Below are 17,771 nucleotides of genomic sequence, written 5' to 3' on the forward strand. Positions count from 1 at the left end.
TTTTATCATCTCAAATTTAAAAAAATCCCTCAATTTGAGGGATTTTTTTAATGTATTTTTGAATGTCATTACAACTTTAATTTAAGCTTGCAGTGAAGCCTTAACTTGATCTTGAATTGAAGTCGTTGCACGACCAATGAGGTTTTCTAGATCTTTACTCTCACTAAACATTGCGCCTTTTTGTGTTTGCACATCTGCATCAACGATAACATCAACCAAGCCTGCAGGAAGACCAGCCGCAGTGAGTGCCTGTGTGTAATCTTCAGCACTGATGTTTTGATATTGAACTGTTTTGCCAGATGCTTGCGAAATATATGATGCTAAATCTGCCAAAGTGAAACTGGTTGAGCTCGCAAGCTCATACGTTTGATTATCATGATCATCCGACAACAAAACTTTGGCAGCTGCTTCTGCATAGTCTTGACGCGCAGCTGAACTGATACGACCAGTCCCCGCAGCACCATACAAGATGCCAGTTTCAACTGCATGTGCGACGCTGGCAAGATAGTTTTCGTTGTACCAGTTGTTGCGCAAGAAGGTATACGTTAAACCACTTGCTTGAATGAATGCTTCCGTTTCACGATGCTCTTGAGATAAACCAAGTGGTGAGGTGTCTGCACGAAGTAAGCTGGTATAAGCAATATAAGGTACTTGAGCCTGTTGAGCAGCTTCAATCACTGCTTTATGTTGCGGTGTACGGCGACCAATTTCATTTGCAGAAATAAGAAGTAATTTATCTATACCTTTAAGTGCAGGTACTAAGCTTTCAGGTTGATCATAATCAAAATGGCGAATTTCAACGCCTTGTTGAATCAATTGAGTTGCTTTATTTGAATCACGCACTAAAGCAACAATATTTTGCGCTTGAGTCTGTTTTAATAATGATTCGATTACAAGTTGTCCAAGTTGCCCAGTCGCACCAGTAATTGCAATTTTCATAATATTTACCTTTTAAATTGATTGTTTTGTGTACTTGATGAACAAATCATAGTATAGTAGCTTACTAAATGTAAGTACGTACCAAAAAGTAAGTATGAAAAAGTTGAAAAAAATTTTGGAGTGAGAAATTGAACAGTCAATATTCAAATAGTGATTTGCTTGGACAGGTTCTGTCCAATCAGTGTCCATCACGTGAAATTCTAGAGCATTTAACCACCAAATGGTCTGTGCTGGTTTTGCGTTGTTTAAGCGAAGGTGTACATCGCTTTAGTGAATTGCGTCAGCGTATAGAAGGGGTCAGCGAAAAAATGCTCGCTCAGACGTTAAAAACGTTGGAAGCGGATGGTTTTATTATTCGTACAGTGTATCCCGTTGTGCCACCCAAAGTAGAATATCAGTTGACGATCTTAGGATCACAAGCAGCCAGCAAGTTGGTGAATTTAATTGAATGGATCGAGCGGAATTTGCCTGAAATTATGGAAAATAAAAAATTTTAGATCTTAATTTATAAATTTATTTGAAACCAATATTATTTCTATTGAAGTTTTTCTTAAAGGTAATGTATGTTGTAAAGTATTGGTAAATATTAATATTTTAAAAAAAATTGTATTAAGTTTAAGCATGTTTACTATATAATTATTTATTTAACCCGAATCCTGCTTAAGCCGATGACTCCATAATTTGAATCGTTGGCTTATTTCGATGGGTTAATTGATATGCACATAACGAAGCATAAATTCCGCTGAGAAATCCATAAGTACTACGTGCTTTACTCGTCACTAAATGATATTGCCCTTTCAATAAGCTGAATAATGTTTCTATCTTATTGCGTTGCCTTAGGTGATATTCATCTGATGCACTGAGTTGAACAGATTCCATGTTCCTCCGATGATAAGTAATTAAATCAATACTTTGAAATTGCAGCCTGCGCTTTAATTCTTGGCTGATGTAGCCTCGATCCCCGTAAATTTTTCCTTTTAGGCCATCAACTAATTGCTCAACCATTTTTATGTCAGCAACATGTCCATTCGATAAAGCAGAACAGGTAATTTCACCAAATTGATTCATCGCAATATGTAATTTACAGCCATAGAACCAGCCCATTGAGCTTCTACCGCGTGATGCAATTTGGACTAATGATTTATGGCGTTGAATACGTTGATTTTTACAAACTGGAAGAGTTGTTGAATCAATCCATAAATATTGTGTTTCTTGACCTTTCATCAGCGCCACATGCAAAGCGTGTAGAGCCAATTGGTGCATATTGATCAGATGAATCATCCTTTGATAGCAAGGCAAGTATTTAAATAAATAGCTTTTATCTTCTTTTAACCAAGTGAAAAAGGCTTTGAAATTAGTGAAATGAGAGGATTTATACCAAATAGCAATAAAGATAATTTCTGAAAGACTGAGTTGAGCAACTCGGATTCTTGAAAGTTTGCCATCTTGCTTGAGAAATTTCCAATAAGTTGCTTCAAATTGTAGAAAAAAGTCATCAATTAAGCAGAATAATTCGGTACTATTGAACATTAGGACTAGGGTTGTGAGTTTGGTGTGGTAACTCAACTGATGGCTCTAGTCCTTCTATTTTTCAAGTCAATTTCTTATCCGCGATTCGGGTTATTTATGAATAATTAAAGATAGTCTGATGTTTTGTGAAGGCGTTGTAAAAGCATATAACGAAGATAGAGGTTTTGGTTTTATTCAGGTTGAAAATCAACAGAAAGATTTATTTTTCCATATTAAAGATTTTCCTCATAGACATATTCAACCAAGAGTTGGTGAGAAACTTAAGTTCAGAATATCTCATGATAATAGTGGTAAAGCCAAAGCAGAAAATATAATTCGTTTAGATATGAAGGTTAAAGAAAGCTCAAATATAAATACACCTTTAACTTATTCAAAAAAACGTATTAAAAAAAATACACCATCAAAGAGTTTTAATTTTTGGGATTTACTATCTGGTGTTGTTATTATTGTTATTTTTTTTGCATTAATTGTTCCTTATATATCAAAAATTTATAAAAGACAAAAGTTGAAATGGCAGACATCTGAATCAGTAAGTATTGTTTCTTCTGCAAGTGATAATGTTACAAATTCACATTTCAGTTGTGATGGACGTATACATTGTAGTCAAATGAAATCCCGTGATGAGGCTTTATTCTTTATTAATAATTGTCCTGGCACTCGTATGGATGGCGATGGGGATGGGGACCCATGTGAGAGTCAATTTCGTTAAATGGAGATATCGCATCTATATTGTTTAAAAGTCGAAAGATTCAAGGATATTTTTCGACTTTTATCTGTCGATAAAGCTTTATATCTTCTGATTCATCTTCCAAAAATCTAAGCGATCGATTAGTAAAATACCAATCGAAAAGAATAAACCGAGTACGACGCAACCGATCCATTGGTAATGTTCCCATGCATATACAGCACCGAGTGAACCGAGTGCGGCGCCTGAGAAATAGATGGTCATATAAACAGCATTAATACGTGATCTGGCTTTAGCATCTATACGGTATACTAAGTTCTGATTTAAGACGTGGAATGCAGTTAAACCGAAGTAACTCATTAAAACGCCAACCGCATAAATCCAAATATTTTGCTGTGCAAAAAATAGCGGTATGCAAGAAAATAACATCAATGTAACACAAAGTTTTGCAACAAAATTTTCTTTGCCAATGCCTACGGTCTTACCTGACCAACTCGAAGAATAAATTCCAATAATACCGAGCAAACCAAATAACCCAATTTCAAAATCATTGAAAAAATAAGGTGCTGAACCTAAAACGAAGGTCATTGAAGTAAAGACCATGGATAAAATGCCAAAGCCAAGCGCACCTGCACAAGCACGACGAATTAAATGCGGATTATGTCGTGCAATTTTAAAGAGTGATTGATAAATACTGACAATATTTAAGCCTGATTGGGGGGCGGTGTTGGGAAGTTTACGCCACATTAACGTTGCAAATAGCAGAGTAATGATTCCGCTACTTATATAAACACCTTCCCATGACCAATAGGTCGAAACAAAGCCTGCGAATGTACGGGATAAGATAATTCCCATGACTAAACCGCTCATAAGTCTACCAATGATTGCAGCACTAGATTCAGGCGGGCTGATTGATGAAGCAAAGGGAATGAGGACTTGAGCTGAAATTGCCCCGAATGTTGCACAAAGGGTAAAGAAATACAGTGCAGCTAATGTCGTACTGAAGGAAAGTAAAATTTGAGATATGCCAGCCAAAACCATTAAGCTGACAATGAGTCTGCGTTTATTGAGTAAATCACCTAAGGGAACCAAAAGTATCAAGCCCAACCCGTAGCCGACTTGGGCGAGTACAACGGCAAAACCGGCTTGACTGGGTGTTATGCTTAAACTTTTTGCGATGGAATAAATTAAGGGCTGGTTAAAATATGCTGACCCTGCACAAAGACCACATGCCACTGCCATGAGTAAAATGAATTGTGTAGACAAAGCAAATGACGGATTCCTTTCCATGTGAATAACTTTACTGAATATTTTGTTGCATACTACTATAGGTATCGAATTCAAATTTCAAAAATAACTAAAAACAATGATCTAAGTGTTTATATCTATATATTGTGATTTATTTGTCCGTAATCGATCGAAATATAAAGAAAGTGAATGGTCTTCATGGAATAGTGAACAAATATAGTCGAGAAATTCTTTAAAATATGGCAGAATATGCGGTTTTAAAGTATTTAGAGGATTGGCAGCATGCGCTTTGTTGATGAAGCAGTCATTACCGTAGAGGCTGGCGACGGTGGCAATGGCGTAGCCAGTTTTCGCCGTGAAAAATTCGTACCATTTGGTGGTCCAGATGGTGGTGATGGTGGTCGTGGTGGTAACGTCTATGTTCAAGCCGATAACGACACCAGTACATTAGTAGATTATCGTTATACACGTCGTTTCCGTGCGGAACGTGCTAAAAATGGTCGTGGCGCAAACTGCTCAGGTCGTGGCGGTGAAGATACCGTGTTACTCGTTCCAGTGGGAACAACCATTGTAGATACAGAATCAGGCGATATCATCGGGGATCTGATTCAAGACGGTCAACGTGTTCTTGTGGCAGCGGGTGGTGAAGGTGGTTTAGGTAATACACACTTTAAATCATCAACTAACCGTTCACCACGTAAATGCACACATGGTGCTAAAGGCGAATATCGCGAGATTCGTTTAGAACTTAAAGTTCTTGCGGATGTGGGCTTACTGGGTATGCCGAATGCGGGTAAATCGACCTTTATTCGTGCAGTATCTGCTGCTAAACCAAAAGTTGCAGACTATCCATTTACCACCATGGTACCAAACCTTGGTGTGGTGGATGCAGACAGCCATCGTTCATTTGTCATGGCGGATATTCCAGGACTGATTGAAGGTGCATCGGATGGTGCAGGTCTAGGAATTCGATTCTTAAAGCATTTGGCACGTACCCGTATTTTATTGCACATTGTCGATGTTCAACCGATTGATGGTTCAGATCCTGCATATAATGCGAAAGCCATTACTGAAGAACTGAAAAAATTCTCTCCGACATTGTCAAAACTTCCAGTTGTTTTGGTTTTAAACAAACTTGATCAAATTGAAGAAGACTCTCGTGAAGAATGGTGTCAGCACATTTTGAACGAACTTCAATGGGAAGGTCCTGTATTTAGAACTTCTGGCTTAATGTCAGAAGGTACCAAAGAAGTTGTGTACTATTTAATGGATCAGCTCGAAGAGCAACGTGAGCGTGAGCTTGAAGATCCTGAATATGCAGCAGAAATGAAAGCATTCCGTGATCAGCTTGAAGCTGAAACTCGTGAACAAACGATTGCTGCTAAAGAAGCGTATCGTGAGATGCGTCGTAAACAACGTCTAGAAGGTATGTTGGGCGATGACGACGAAGATGATGATGGCGACGATGGCGAAGCAGAAGTGTACTACGTACGCTAATCTTTGATAGAAGTGCAACTGAGGACAAGATGATAGAAGTGGAAGATGGGCAACGTCAGCTCAAGGATTGTAAAAGAATCGTTGTTAAAATCGGATCATCTTTACTCACAGCAAATGGGCAAGGTTTAGATTTAGACGCAATTTCGCATTGGGCGAATCAAATTGCAGATCTACACAATGCAGGACACGAGATTATTCTGGTGTCATCAGGTGCTGTGGCTGAAGGTATGGTTCGGATGAAGCTCGATAGCCGACCCACAGATCTTCCCAGTCTTCAGGCATGCGCTGCCATTGGTCAAATGGGTTTAATTCAAACGTGGTCGAGTGTTTTGTTAAGTCATGACATTCAAACTGCGCAAGTCTTATTAACTCATGATGATTTGGCAGATCGTCGTCGATATTTAAACTCATGTGATGCTTTGCAACATTTAATCGATTGGCGTGTGATTCCAGTGATCAATGAGAATGACACGGTGTCGACCGATGAAATTCGCTTTGGTGACAATGACACACTTGCTGCCATGGTGGCAGGTCAGGTTCATGCAGATTTGTTGATTATTTTGACAGATCAGCAAGGCATGTTTGACTCAGACCCACGCTCAAATCCGAATGCGAAATTGTTCTCGACGGTTCGTGCTTTAGATGAAAGTCTGTTTGACATGGCTGGTGGTGGCGGTAAGTTTGGTCGTGGTGGTATGTTGACCAAGGTTCGTGCTGCTCGACTGGCTGCGAAATCAGGTTGTCCAACACTGATTGCCAGTGGTGATAGTGACAATGTGCTTGCACGTCTCATGGCGGGCGAGATGTTAGGGACACTGTTTATTACTGACAATGACCGCATGACCGCACATCAGCAGTGGTTAGCAGCGCATTTACAAACTGCAGGTCGTTTGGTGATTGATGATGGTGCAGTGAAAGCCATTAAAGAGAACCACCGAAGTTTATTGCCTGTGGGTGTTAAGGCGGTTGAAGGGCATTTTGAACGTGGTGATGTGGTTGAGTGTGTTGATAAAGACGGTGGGCGTGTTGCAGTAGGACGTGTGAACTTTAGTTCGCGTTCGGCTGAACTGGTCAAAGGTTTGTCTTCTGACAAAGTGCATCAAGTTTTAGGCGAAGCACGTTCTCTAGAGATGATTCATCGAAACCATATGGCGATTTATTGATTTACTAATCAGTAATAAAAAAGCTAGATTAAATTAATCTAGCTTTTTTATTTATGAAAATTACCAATAGTCATATTTACTACAACGTAAAATGTTTGATTAATTAATTTGCAGAAAGTAATATAATTTAATAATTGTATAAATATTAATTGTTTGTATTAATGTAAGTTGAGATGGAAATGCAAAAAAAAATTGGGGTCATTTTAGTTGTATCATTTTTAACTGGTTGTGCAACACCAGTATATAACTATCAAGCTCAGTCAAAGCAAATGAGTAAACCTCCTATAGGCTCAATCAATACAGCCTATGTTGGTGATAAGATGTTAGAGCAAGGGGTATTTACCGATAGAGAAGTGTTAAGAGTAGATTCACCTACTAAAGTAAATATGTTTTATTCACTTACACCTGGTAATTATTTAAAAACTGGTCAGAGCAATCAGGGCATATTCTATTCAGCATTTAACCAAATTGAAAATGGTGGAAATGTTCAAAAAAATCCGTTGGCTGATCCTATTAAAGCACTGATGTTAAGTGCTGATGGCAAATTATGTGTTGTATCAGTATTGAATGCAAAAAATTGTACGAATCAACATCAGGCTAAAACAAGTGTAGTAGGTGTTGCTTCAGATAATTCTTTTCAACAGACACTTATCTATAGTGGTAAAGTTGGGCAAAAAATAAATATTGGATATAGGGAGTTTTCAAGTAATCTTGCTCGTCCTGCATTTAATAATGATGTCGAATATGATTTAAATGATTCTTTCGAAATAGGGTATAAAGGTGCTCTATTGGAAATTTTAGATGCAAATAATCAGAAGATTACATATAGAGTTATTAGAAATTTTAATAAGTAATTTACTTATATTTGAAAATTTTGATATTTTATTTCAGGCTCGCTTAAGCGAGCTTTTTTATTATTTTGAACTTTAGGCCAATCCATATCCTCATCAACCATAAGTATGATCTGCTTTTGTTGTGTATTGGATTCCATCAATGAACACTAATAATCCAGAAAGACCATTGATAACTGCATCTTAATAGAAACTTTATTCAAAGTTGTTTATCGTCTTGGCATATAATTATAATTTGAAGCAACAAAGCTCCTGTAAAGGATCAAACCGATCCATCATTCTGAAATGATCAGTACATCAGGCGCATGAATCTTGATTTGAAGTAAGGCCATCAAACCCAAAGTTTGGATCAAGATCAAATTCAACAACGGAAAATAGAGTAATGTTTAAGTGGATCATTTTGGCGATTTTTTTATTAACTTCTTTGTATACTCATTTTCGAGGTAAAAAGAGACTATCACTGTATCGGCAAATCTTTAATCACTCCACATTGTTCGCCCCAATCAATTTTTTAATGTACATCTTTTCCAAAGTACCGAATCAACCATTTATTGATAGTCAATATTTTAAAGACCTCAAAGTCTTGGATGAAAATTGGGAAATGATTCGTACTGAAGCGCAAAAACTCTATGAACAAGGGGCAATCAAAGCGGCAAGTTCAGACAATGATGTCGGATTTAACTCATTTTTTAAAACAGGGTGGAAACGTTTTTATTTAAAATGGTATGAATCAGCACATCCTTCAGCGGCAGAGCTTTGCCCAAAAACGACTGCGTTACTGAAAACCTTGCCAAGCATTAAAGCTGCAATGTTTGCTGAACTTGCGCCGCATAGCCATCTCAATCCACATCGCGATCCCTTCGCTGGTTCATTGCGTTACCATTTAGGGTTAATTACTCCAAACGATGACCGTTGTTATATTGAAGTTGATGGTCAACGACACTCATGGAGAGACGGCAAAAGCGTTGTGTTTGACGAAACGTTTGTGCATTCTGCTGAAAATGCGACTGATCAAAACCGTATTATTCTATTTTGCGATGTTGAGCGACCACTAACGAATGCATGGGCAGAGAAGTTTAATCATTGGTTCGGGCGTCATGTCATGACTGCAGCAAGCTCACCAAACGAGGTGGGAGATGGTACAGGGCGCATCAATAAACTCTATGGTTATGCACAACTTGTCCGACTCCAAGTGAAGGCATTAAAAAAATCGAATCGTCCTTTGTACTATGTACTGAAATGGTTACTGATAATCGCAGCAGTATTACTGATTTTTGTGAGACCTTACTTCTTCTAAAATCATGATTATAGTGTGGGATGAGTGTATGTATTTCTGAGTCATTGCTTGATAGAAAGTGCAAGCATTATGTACAGTTTTAATGGAAAGATTGCACAATTTTGATCCTTTACTAAAATTGAATTACCAATCTCTGGGTTGAAAGAAAGCTCAATTATGCGAGCTTTCTTTTATTCCGAATTCTAGGCAATTCTTGATCCGCACCAACCATATAAGTATGATCTGCCAGTGAAAACATAGCTAAGTCTTCCTTAGAATTTCCATAAGCATAAACAGATTCATAATCATCTAAATTATACTTTTCTAAAATTCGAATCCTTTTCTGATCAGAACTACAATCCAGAGTGCTATACATTCCCGTAAAATGATCATCCAAAATTTCAGTATGGGTACAAATCAAGTCAACATTCAATTTCTTCGCGATGTCATTTAAATACAAATCAATAGATGCAGAGACAATCACCACATCATCACCATTTTTTTGATGCTGAATTAATTGTTGATGAATAGATTGATCAAAAGACACCATTAAAATTTGAGCATAGTCATGTGCAAGTTTACGGATATCATGCGCATACATATCGCCAAACATATGTTTAAACAACTTAATCCGCATAGAATCCGCAGGGTAGATATTTAAATAATAAGCCTGAATCCACGGGAGAAGTTTAATGCCTTGCTTTACGATGTGTCGCTTTTTTAATGCATAAAAAATGAAACCTGTGAAACTATCTTTACGACACAGGGTTCCATCAAAGTCAAATAACGCTAAATTTTTATGCGTTTTGCTTGGCGCATGCATTTTTCATATCGTCCGTTGACGCGGCTTGCATACCAGTTGGTATTGTAGTCACGACTTAATTTTGGTCCAGAAATCACCACTTCAGGCATAATCGCATAAATTGGGTCTTTGCTTGTAACTTGCGTGTAAAGTTCTGCCACAGCTTTATAGGTTTTGGTTTTTTCAAAATCTGGATTTTTCTCTTCTTTCAAATCACCACGTAATTGTTTTGGCGTAATCAAAACATTTTTTTGCGAAAAAAGACCAATCAACGCTTTTTCAGTATCAGTCATTGTCGGACGGGGATTGCCTTTTTTATCATAGGATAATAAGTCACCATCCAGATCAAGTTCTTTGTCTGTAATTTTAGCAATCATCTTTTGAAATGCAGCGTTACGACTCGAATACATCCCAGAGTTATAGTCAGCAAAACGATAAATCGGTTTGTCATAGTCAGCAGGGTACATCATTAAACGATGAATACCATAATACAAACCACCATATTCAGTATATAAATCATCCCGAACTTCATTGGTACTCATGCGACTACGCTTATTGTCCAAGGCATAGTTAATATGAACCTGCATGGAACCCAAAGTGGTAATCGGATTTAATTTTTCCGCAAAATCTTGACCGACCAGTTTGGCAGCACCTGTGAGTGCACTCACATGATAATGCTTGGACATATAGGCAAAGATTTCACGATACAGCTCGTCAAGTTCTTTTTCATTTTTGACCTTGCGCATTTGTTTTAAATAATTGTCTTCAGGTGAAGGCTGATTTTTTAAAACCTCTTGGAAATAATCGGCAATTGGCCCACCTAAGGTTTCACCCAATTTATCCTCAAATTTTTCTTTTAAGCGGGTGCTGACTTCTTTCACTGCTTTTTCACCCAAACCAGGCACATTCGGATTGGCAATAAAATTAGATTCTTGATCAACCACAGCAATAATTGAGCACACGTTTTCTTTATTACGACTAATATTAAGTTCGTCGGTAATATCGAAAATATCTTGAGCCCATGATTTACGATCATTGACACGTGAAGGAATCAACTTACGAATTTGATCACTATCGAGTTGTGGTTCATTGTCGCTTGCAAACCATGATCCATCTCCACAAGCGGTTAAACTCGAGGCTAAAGCAATTAAACATGCTGAACGAAAAAGATGTTTAGAACGCACAGTTTTTTTCATATGTTGAAAACACGCATAGAAATGGATGAGACAATGTGTGGTATGCAGTATACTACGCTGGTCGAAAATTGTATGAATATATATGTATATTGGTCCGTATCAACTGTCAAATAATTTAATTGTGGCACCTATGGCAGGTGTAACTGATCGTCCGTTCAGAACGCTATGCAAATACTTTGGTGCAGGGCATGCGGTCAGTGAAATGATGACCTCTGATCAGACTTTACGTATGAGTAAAAAAAGCTTATATCGTGCCAATTTTGATGGAGAACTTGCCCCTATTTCTGCACAAATTGCAGGTTCAGATCCTCACGATTTAGCAGAAGCCGCACGTTATCAGGTTTCAAATGGGGCGCAAATTGTCGACATTAATATGGGCTGTCCTGCCAAAAAAGTCTGCAACAAACTGGCGGGTTCGGCACTACTCAAAGATGAAGATTTAGTGGCACGTATTTTAGATGCTGTTGTTGCTGCGGTTGATGTTCCTGTGACTCTAAAAACCCGTTTGGGCTATTTAAATGGTCATGAAAATATCATGCGTGTAGCGAAACGTGCTGAAGAAGCAGGCATTGCGGCGCTCGCTTTACATGGTCGTACTCGTGAAGACATGTATTTAAATACCGCACGCTATGCGCTGATTAAAGACGTCAAATCAATGCTCAGTATTCCAGTGATTGCCAATGGAGATATAGATAGTCCTGAAAAAGCCAAATATGTACTGGATTATACGGGTGCAGACGCAGTGATGATTGGACGCGCAGCACAAGGTCGTCCTTGGATTTTTCGTGAAATTGCACATTATCTGAAAACGGGTAAACACTTGGCTGCTCCAAATATTCAAGAAGTGAAAGACGTATTACTTGGGCATCTTTCCGAGTTGTATCAGTTCTATGGTGAATATTCAGGTTGTCGTATTGCACGTAAACATATTGCTTGGTACACCAAAGGTTTACGCTCAAGCAATGAATTCCGTCAAAATATGTATAAGGTTGAAAGCACCATTGAACAGGCTAAAGTGGTAGAAGATTATTTTAATCAACTACTTGATCATGGTTTAACCATGTCTGATGTTCAAGTTGAACAGGTGAATTTGTTGGAAACCAAATAAATCGAGTGAATTTATTATAATTAATTTCAATCGTTACAGATTTTGCTAATCTTGTTGTATTCCTCTATAAAAAGAAAATCTTATGAATCGGCAAAATCTGCTATTTCTCGCGAATTACAATGTTTGGGCGACTCAACGCTTAGCCAAACATTTGAATCAATTGACTGATGAAGCGTTGCTTCAAGATGTGGGACTACATTTTAAAAGTATTCATGGCACACTCAATCATCTGTTATTGGGTGAGCATTATCTGTGGTATCCCAGATTTAAAGATGGTGTTTCAAATCGCTATGCACTCGATAGCCTGATCGAGCCAGACCCTCAAAAATGCATTCAAGCACTGTTAGACCGTGCGCCATTGTGGATTGACTTTATTCAAAATTTAAATGCTGAGCGTTTACACGAGTTACTACATTATCGACGTGGGAATGGTGAAGCCTTAACTTTAGCTTTTACACCCACACTCATGCATGTGTTTAATCATGGTACACATCATCGTGGGCAAATTACAGCTGCCATGACGTATTTAGGACATGAGTGTCCAGAACTGGATATGGTGTATATGTTGGCTGAACAACATCGTCATCAATAATTCATTCAGTCGCAAGACCTTGCTATTGAGAAAATGGTTTCAGTTTTCAAGTGAAAAACCCTCTTTAGATTCAGAGGGTTTTGTATTTTAAACTGCATTCAATCTAATTGATGACATTTAATCGTATTCATGCATTTCAGCACGTAACTGTAAAATCAATTCCTCAGCGTCGAGTTCACGAATTTGTCCTACATTGGAACCTGCCCAAAATGCGCCATAGTCTGTATCACCCTGTTGTGAGGCAAGACTATTGAGTTGTTTTGCCAAATCATAGGCATAAGGATAGGGCGCAACGGGAACACGTTCAGGAACATCAATGTCTTTTGCCCAATGATTCTGTAATCCACGCGCAGGACGACCTGAAATACTGGATGTAATTTGGGTGAGGGGTTGCTTGCTAAATAAGGCTTTGCGATAGGCCGCATTGGCACCAGACGATTTGCACTGCACAAAGGCAGTACCCAATTGAACGGCACTTGCACCTAAATTAATGAAATGCTGCGCTTGGAAGCCATTCATAATACCGCCTGCAGCCACAATCGGAATCTCAATTTCTGTTTTAAAAAGTTTCACCAAATTTACAGTAGAAATACAGGAATCAATACTTGGATTAAATGTCCCACGATGACCGCCTGCTTCAATGCCTTGGGCAATGACAATATCAATTCCTGCATTTTGAATTGCACGAGCCTCATTGATATTGGTCGCAGACACCATGGTCACAATCCCTGCTTTTTTGAGTGCATCAATTTGATGTGCATGCGGTAAACCAAAATGAAAACTGACCGCTTTAGGTTTGGTTTCTAAAATCAAATTTAGAAAATCATCATTATCTTTAAAACTTGGATAGATACATTTGAGTTCTGTAGGCAGTGTTGCACCAAATCGTTCAAATTGAGGTCTTAAATACTCAATCCATTGCTGGTTTTTATCATTATCTGGCTGGACAGTTTCGTGGCAAAAGAAATTTACCTGAAAGCTTTTATCGGTCAAACTTTGTGTTTTTAAAATTTGTTGACGTGCATCTTCTACAGTTGATGCACCTAAGCCCAATGAACCAAGACCACCATGATTAGACACTTCAGCAGCCAGCTCTGGTGTGGATACCCCAGCCATCGGGGCAAGGAAAATATTGTAATCGATGCTGAGTAATTCTTTGACTGACATATCTAGGCTCCTTGATTTACTACCAATGTGCCTAAGCTTTATGCACTTGGCAAATTATACTCATCATTTTGTCGGAAAATAATTCATTGAACTTTCATGAATGTTTTTTTAATAGGCAAAACATCTCTTAATGATCATATCCGATCCATGATGGAGGAATCTGGTTTTAAACGACAAGCCATGTCGCATTAATGATGAAAAAATCTTCAAAGATTACTTAGAGATTTATAATAGTCATTCAAAAAGCCCTCCACATGCATCATTGAACATCTAGGTGAGTCATATGTCAGATCGTATCCGTGAAAAATTGCAAATTTTAGCTGATGCTGCCAAGTACGATGTGTCTTGTTCATCGAGTGGGAGCAACCGTAAAAATAAAGACAAGGGCTTGGGCAATACAGGTTCGGGTATTTGCCATAGCTATACTGAAGATGGGCGCTGTGTTTCCTTACTCAAAATTCTATTGTCAAATGTCTGTATTTACGACTGTTCTTATTGCGTGTCACGCCGTTCCAATGATGTCAAACGTGCGGCATTTACGGTGCAGGAAGTGGTGGATTTAACCATTAATTTTTACCGTCGTAATTATATTGAAGGCTTGTTTTTAAGTTCTGGAATTTTTAAATCAGCAGATTACACCATGGAACGAATGCTGCAAGTCGTGAAAAAATTACGCCTTGAAGAAAATTTTAATGGTTATATCCATTTAAAAACCATTCCTGGGGCCTCACCAGAAATTATCCATGAGGCAGGTTTGTATGCCGACCGCATGAGTATTAATTTGGAAATGCCAACAGAAGAGGGTTTAAAAAAATTTGCGCCTGAAAAGACCCATCAAGAAGTGCAAAAAGATTTGGGCATCGTACGTGATCGCTTGATTCAGCTAAAAGATGAAAGTAAATTGATTAAATCTGTACCTAAATTTGTCCCAGCAGGGCAAACCACACAAATGGTGGTGGGGGCACATCACGAAACCGACAAAGACGTGATTTTAATGGCAGATCGTCATTACAAAGAATTTAAGCTGAAACGTGTTTATTACTCAGGATATATTCCGATAAACCCTGAAGAGAAAGCTTTGCCAGCCGTGGGTTCAGCACCGCCGTTACTACGAGAAAACCGTCTCTATCAATCAGACTGGCTCATGCGTTTTTATGGATTCGAAGCGAATGAAATTGTGGATGATCGTCATCCAAATTTGGATTTAGACGTAGATCCGAAACTGGGTTGGGCGCTACGTCATCCAGAACAATTTCCTGTCGATATTAACCGAGCAGACTATCGTATGATTTTACGAGTGCCGGGGATTGGTGTGCGTTCAGCAAAAAAAATTGTCCATGCACGTCGTTTTGGCAGAATTCATATCGATCAATTGAAACGTATGGGCGTGGCATATAATCGCGCACAACATTTTATTCGGTGTGCAGATTCTCCGCAATTTTTAAAAGATCAGTTACCAAGCCAAATTCGCCAGCAAATCCTGCAAAGTGGTCAATCCAAATATCAACAGCAGTTGTCACCTCAGCTTGGGTTCGGTTTTTAAGGTACTTCTAACAATGGCTGCATATGTCTTTGATGGCACCATGACAGGGCTTTTGAGCTGTGTGTTTCGTGCGTTTCAATTTAAAGAATTCGATGTGCAAATCTTGACGCATGATCATGTACAAACAGGTTTATTTGATGTTGTGGTAGTTGTGGAATCGAATGATGAGCATGGTCAGCGTGTTTGGCAGGGTTTAAAACAAAAAGTTTCTGCCAATGGGTTGCGAAATTTTTATTACACCTTTTTATCGGAACAGGTGAACGCATTTCAGCATTTGTTTAATTTTAGCGTTTATGCTTTTCAATCTCAACGACCGATTGATCGTGATTATGGGCATGTCGACGTGCTGGGTATTTCACAATGGGCCAAACAAGTGGGCAGGGAAAAGCACCGCATGGAAGCTTTTGTACGCTTTAAAAAATGCCAAGATGGTTTATTTTTAAGTTTAGTGCGTCCCGATTTTAATGTATTGCCCTTGATTGAGCGGCATTTTAAATCGCGTTATCAAGATCAAAAATGGCTGATTTATGATGAAAAACGTCAATACGGCATCTACTATGACTTAAGCCAAGTGCATCAGGTTCACATGAATCCTCATGCGATTGATGAACATATTGAAACAGGTTTTAGTCAAAGCTTTAGTATAGAACTCGATGATGAAGAGGTACTTTATGACCAACTCTGGAAAGATTATTTCAATAGCGTGAATATTCAAGCGCGTAAGAATCTAAAATTGCACATTCAATATGTACCTAAACGGTATTGGCGTTATATGAATGAAAAAATAATTTAGTCATAAATAAATTATTTAATTAAGACACTATTGTTTATCTTGGTTCTAATTCATAATAAAAAAATCATGAATTTTGAATGAAAATGAAGCAATTTGAGATGAAAATTATCGATAAATATGTGTATAAGACATACCTAATTGTTTGTCTAAGCTTAGGTAGTTCAAATGCATTTGCTGCGAATGCGCCAAATTGGGTTAAGTTGGGTGCTTTCGATGACAATTTTTATAAAATCAATACAGTCATTGATCCGCAAGCAGTTTATCCAAGCAATATGAGCTATGAGTTATTACAAGTCATTCAACATCCATCCACGCGTGTTAAAACGATATCTCGTTCTTTGGTCGTCGACTGTGAAGGTAGTGGTTATCAAGTGTTGAGCGCTTCACTTTGGGACAAGCAAGATAACTATATTGCAAAAAACACCCAAGATCTGTTGCAACAAGAGGATATTGTTGTTTTACCCAAATATATTGTGAAAAAAGTAAAAAAAGCAGTATGTAAATGATGATCCAATTTAAGATAATTCAAGCTAATTGAGCTATTTTTCAATATGTTTTGACAGAGGCACTTGTATCACTATTTGCATAGCTTATTTTAATATACTTATCTAGTTCATCTTATGCTTAGATCCATAAATAATGATCATTAAAACAAGAATTTTCGCTCAATAGTAGCTCAGATCTAGATTTGGAATAAGGATCCAATCCATGTTGAAAAAACCATTGCCAAAATTCCCCAGAGTGTCACGCGTGTAGCGCCTTTAAGTAGGGAGGAACCTCCTGCATAACTAGATAATGCACCTAAAATTGCAAGGGATAAAATACCCACAACAGCAATCGTTGGTGTTAAATAAGCTTCAGGACTAAATATAATGGTCAATGTTGGTAATAATCCGCCAATTGAAAAACTTAAGGCAGAAGAAAATGCAGCTTGTAAAGGCTTTGCTGCCATCGCATCACTAATACCAATTTCATCTCTTGCATGTGCAGCTAAAGCATTGTGTTCAGACAATTGAACGGCAACTTGATACGCAAGTTCTGCATCTAAACCCCGTGAAATGTAAATCTGAGTGAGTTCTTTAAGCTCAGCATGCGGATTACGTTGTAATTCACGTGCTTCAGATTCTAAATCAGCTGCTTCAATATCTGATTGAGATTTGACTGAAATATATTCACCTGCAGCCATCGAAACAGCACCAGAAATAAGACCAGCGACACAACTAATCAGCAATGTATTGGATGAAGCACCACTTGCAGCAATACCTAAAACTAAGCTTGTTACTGAAATAATACCGTCATTTGCTCCCAAAACTGACGCTCTTAACCATCCAGTGCGATGGATATAATGTTGTTCATGATGATGTGAAGAGGGCATGGTTTT

19 protein-coding genes are annotated in these 17,771 nt (G+C 38.2%); 11 read left to right on the forward strand and 8 right to left on the reverse strand.

Going from position 1 to position 17,771, the window contains the following annotated elements:
* Positions 1-81 precede the first annotated feature (81 nt).
* Entirely contained in the window at positions 82-939 is an 858-nt protein-coding gene (locus G8E00_RS06345; protein ID WP_166222780.1) for an SDR family oxidoreductase, read from the reverse strand.
* Between the two features lie 128 nt (positions 940-1,067).
* On the opposite strand from G8E00_RS06345, the gene G8E00_RS06350 reads away from it, so the two are divergent.
* The gene (locus G8E00_RS06350) at positions 1,068-1,436 is read left to right on the forward strand and encodes a winged helix-turn-helix transcriptional regulator (RefSeq protein WP_166011367.1); all 369 of its coding nucleotides are present in this window, start codon (positions 1,068-1,070) and stop codon (positions 1,434-1,436) included.
* A 163-nt stretch (positions 1,437-1,599) separates the two neighbouring features.
* Here G8E00_RS06350 and G8E00_RS06355 read toward each other — a convergent pair whose 3' ends face one another.
* Entirely contained in the window at positions 1,600-2,469 is an 870-nt protein-coding gene (locus tag G8E00_RS06355) for an IS982 family transposase (RefSeq protein WP_166222783.1), read from the reverse strand.
* A 118-nt stretch (positions 2,470-2,587) separates the two neighbouring features.
* Between G8E00_RS06355 and G8E00_RS06360 the strand changes: the two genes are divergently transcribed.
* Positions 2,588-3,178, forward strand: coding sequence for a cold shock domain-containing protein (locus G8E00_RS06360; protein WP_166222786.1), 591 nt, complete (start codon positions 2,588-2,590; stop codon positions 3,176-3,178).
* Positions 3,179-3,256: 78 nt separating this feature from the next.
* On the opposite strand, the gene G8E00_RS06365 is transcribed toward G8E00_RS06360, so the two are convergent.
* On the reverse strand, positions 3,257-4,444 hold the full coding sequence (locus tag G8E00_RS06365; RefSeq protein WP_166222789.1) for an MFS transporter: 1,188 nt from the start codon (positions 4,442-4,444) through the stop codon (positions 3,257-3,259).
* Between the two features lie 240 nt (positions 4,445-4,684).
* Here G8E00_RS06365 and cgtA point away from each other — a divergent pair, with 240 nt between their 5' ends.
* The 3 genes from cgtA to G8E00_RS06380 all read left to right on the forward strand — a co-directional run bounded on the left by cgtA (position 4,685) and on the right by G8E00_RS06380 (position 7,916).
* Positions 4,685-5,899 (forward strand): Obg family GTPase CgtA, encoded by a 1,215-nt coding sequence (gene cgtA, locus G8E00_RS06370; RefSeq protein WP_166011363.1) that lies wholly within the window; start codon positions 4,685-4,687, stop codon positions 5,897-5,899.
* Between the two features lie 29 nt (positions 5,900-5,928).
* Complete coding sequence (proB, locus tag G8E00_RS06375; protein WP_166011360.1) at positions 5,929-7,062, forward strand: glutamate 5-kinase; 1,134 nt, start codon at positions 5,929-5,931, stop codon at positions 7,060-7,062.
* Positions 7,063-7,241: 179 nt separating this feature from the next.
* A complete protein-coding gene (locus G8E00_RS06380) occupies positions 7,242-7,916 on the forward strand; it encodes a hypothetical protein (RefSeq protein WP_166011358.1) in 675 nt (224 codons plus the stop codon).
* Positions 7,917-7,921: 5 nt separating this feature from the next.
* Here the strand turns inward: G8E00_RS06380 and G8E00_RS16485 are convergent, their stop codons facing one another.
* Positions 7,922-8,053: a hypothetical protein gene (locus tag G8E00_RS16485; RefSeq protein WP_264821401.1), complete on the reverse strand. Its 132-nt coding sequence runs from the start codon at positions 8,051-8,053 to the stop codon at positions 7,922-7,924.
* A gap of 242 nt (positions 8,054-8,295) precedes the next feature.
* Between G8E00_RS16485 and G8E00_RS06385 the strand changes: the two genes are divergently transcribed.
* Positions 8,296-9,210, forward strand: coding sequence for an aspartyl/asparaginyl beta-hydroxylase domain-containing protein (locus G8E00_RS06385; protein ID WP_166222792.1), 915 nt, complete (start codon positions 8,296-8,298; stop codon positions 9,208-9,210).
* Between the two features lie 154 nt (positions 9,211-9,364).
* Here the strand turns inward: G8E00_RS06385 and G8E00_RS06390 are convergent, their stop codons facing one another.
* Together G8E00_RS06390 and G8E00_RS06395 are read right to left on the reverse strand one after the other, a co-directional pair.
* Positions 9,365-10,012 (reverse strand): HAD-IB family hydrolase, encoded by a 648-nt coding sequence (locus G8E00_RS06390; protein ID WP_166222795.1) that lies wholly within the window; start codon positions 10,010-10,012, stop codon positions 9,365-9,367.
* Positions 9,979-11,187 (reverse strand): DUF1615 family protein, encoded by a 1,209-nt coding sequence (locus G8E00_RS06395; RefSeq protein ID WP_166222798.1) that lies wholly within the window; start codon positions 11,185-11,187, stop codon positions 9,979-9,981. Before G8E00_RS06395 ends, G8E00_RS06390 begins: the two co-directional genes overlap by 34 nt.
* An 82-nt stretch (positions 11,188-11,269) precedes the next feature.
* Between G8E00_RS06395 and dusB the strand changes: the two genes are divergently transcribed.
* Complete coding sequence (gene dusB, locus G8E00_RS06400) at positions 11,270-12,295, forward strand: tRNA dihydrouridine synthase DusB (protein WP_166222801.1); 1,026 nt, start codon at positions 11,270-11,272, stop codon at positions 12,293-12,295.
* Between the two features lie 82 nt (positions 12,296-12,377).
* Positions 12,378-12,887 (forward strand): DinB family protein, encoded by a 510-nt coding sequence (locus G8E00_RS06405; RefSeq protein ID WP_166222804.1) that lies wholly within the window; start codon positions 12,378-12,380, stop codon positions 12,885-12,887.
* A gap of 117 nt (positions 12,888-13,004) precedes the next feature.
* On the opposite strand, the gene G8E00_RS06410 is transcribed toward G8E00_RS06405, so the two are convergent.
* The gene (locus G8E00_RS06410; protein WP_166222807.1) at positions 13,005-14,054 is read right to left on the reverse strand and encodes an NAD(P)H-dependent flavin oxidoreductase; all 1,050 of its coding nucleotides are present in this window, start codon (positions 14,052-14,054) and stop codon (positions 13,005-13,007) included.
* Between the two features lie 283 nt (positions 14,055-14,337).
* Between G8E00_RS06410 and G8E00_RS06415 the strand changes: the two genes are divergently transcribed.
* The 3 genes from G8E00_RS06415 (at position 14,338) to G8E00_RS06425 (ending at position 16,896) form a co-directional block, all read left to right on the forward strand.
* A complete protein-coding gene (locus G8E00_RS06415) occupies positions 14,338-15,597 on the forward strand; it encodes a putative DNA modification/repair radical SAM protein (RefSeq protein WP_166222811.1) in 1,260 nt (419 codons plus the stop codon).
* Positions 15,598-15,610: 13 nt separating this feature from the next.
* The gene (locus tag G8E00_RS06420) at positions 15,611-16,390 is read left to right on the forward strand and encodes a TIGR03915 family putative DNA repair protein (RefSeq protein ID WP_166222814.1); all 780 of its coding nucleotides are present in this window, start codon (positions 15,611-15,613) and stop codon (positions 16,388-16,390) included.
* A 98-nt stretch (positions 16,391-16,488) separates the two neighbouring features.
* On the forward strand, positions 16,489-16,896 hold the full coding sequence (locus tag G8E00_RS06425) for a hypothetical protein (RefSeq protein ID WP_166222817.1): 408 nt from the start codon (positions 16,489-16,491) through the stop codon (positions 16,894-16,896).
* A 176-nt stretch (positions 16,897-17,072) separates the two neighbouring features.
* On the opposite strand, the gene G8E00_RS06430 is transcribed toward G8E00_RS06425, so the two are convergent.
* Positions 17,073-17,765: a VIT1/CCC1 transporter family protein gene (locus tag G8E00_RS06430; RefSeq protein WP_166222819.1), complete on the reverse strand. Its 693-nt coding sequence runs from the start codon at positions 17,763-17,765 to the stop codon at positions 17,073-17,075.
* Positions 17,766-17,771: the final 6 nt, after the last annotated feature.

The sequence above is a fragment of the Acinetobacter shaoyimingii genome, assembly GCF_011578045.1.
Taxonomy (GTDB): domain Bacteria; phylum Pseudomonadota; class Gammaproteobacteria; order Pseudomonadales; family Moraxellaceae; genus Acinetobacter; species Acinetobacter shaoyimingii.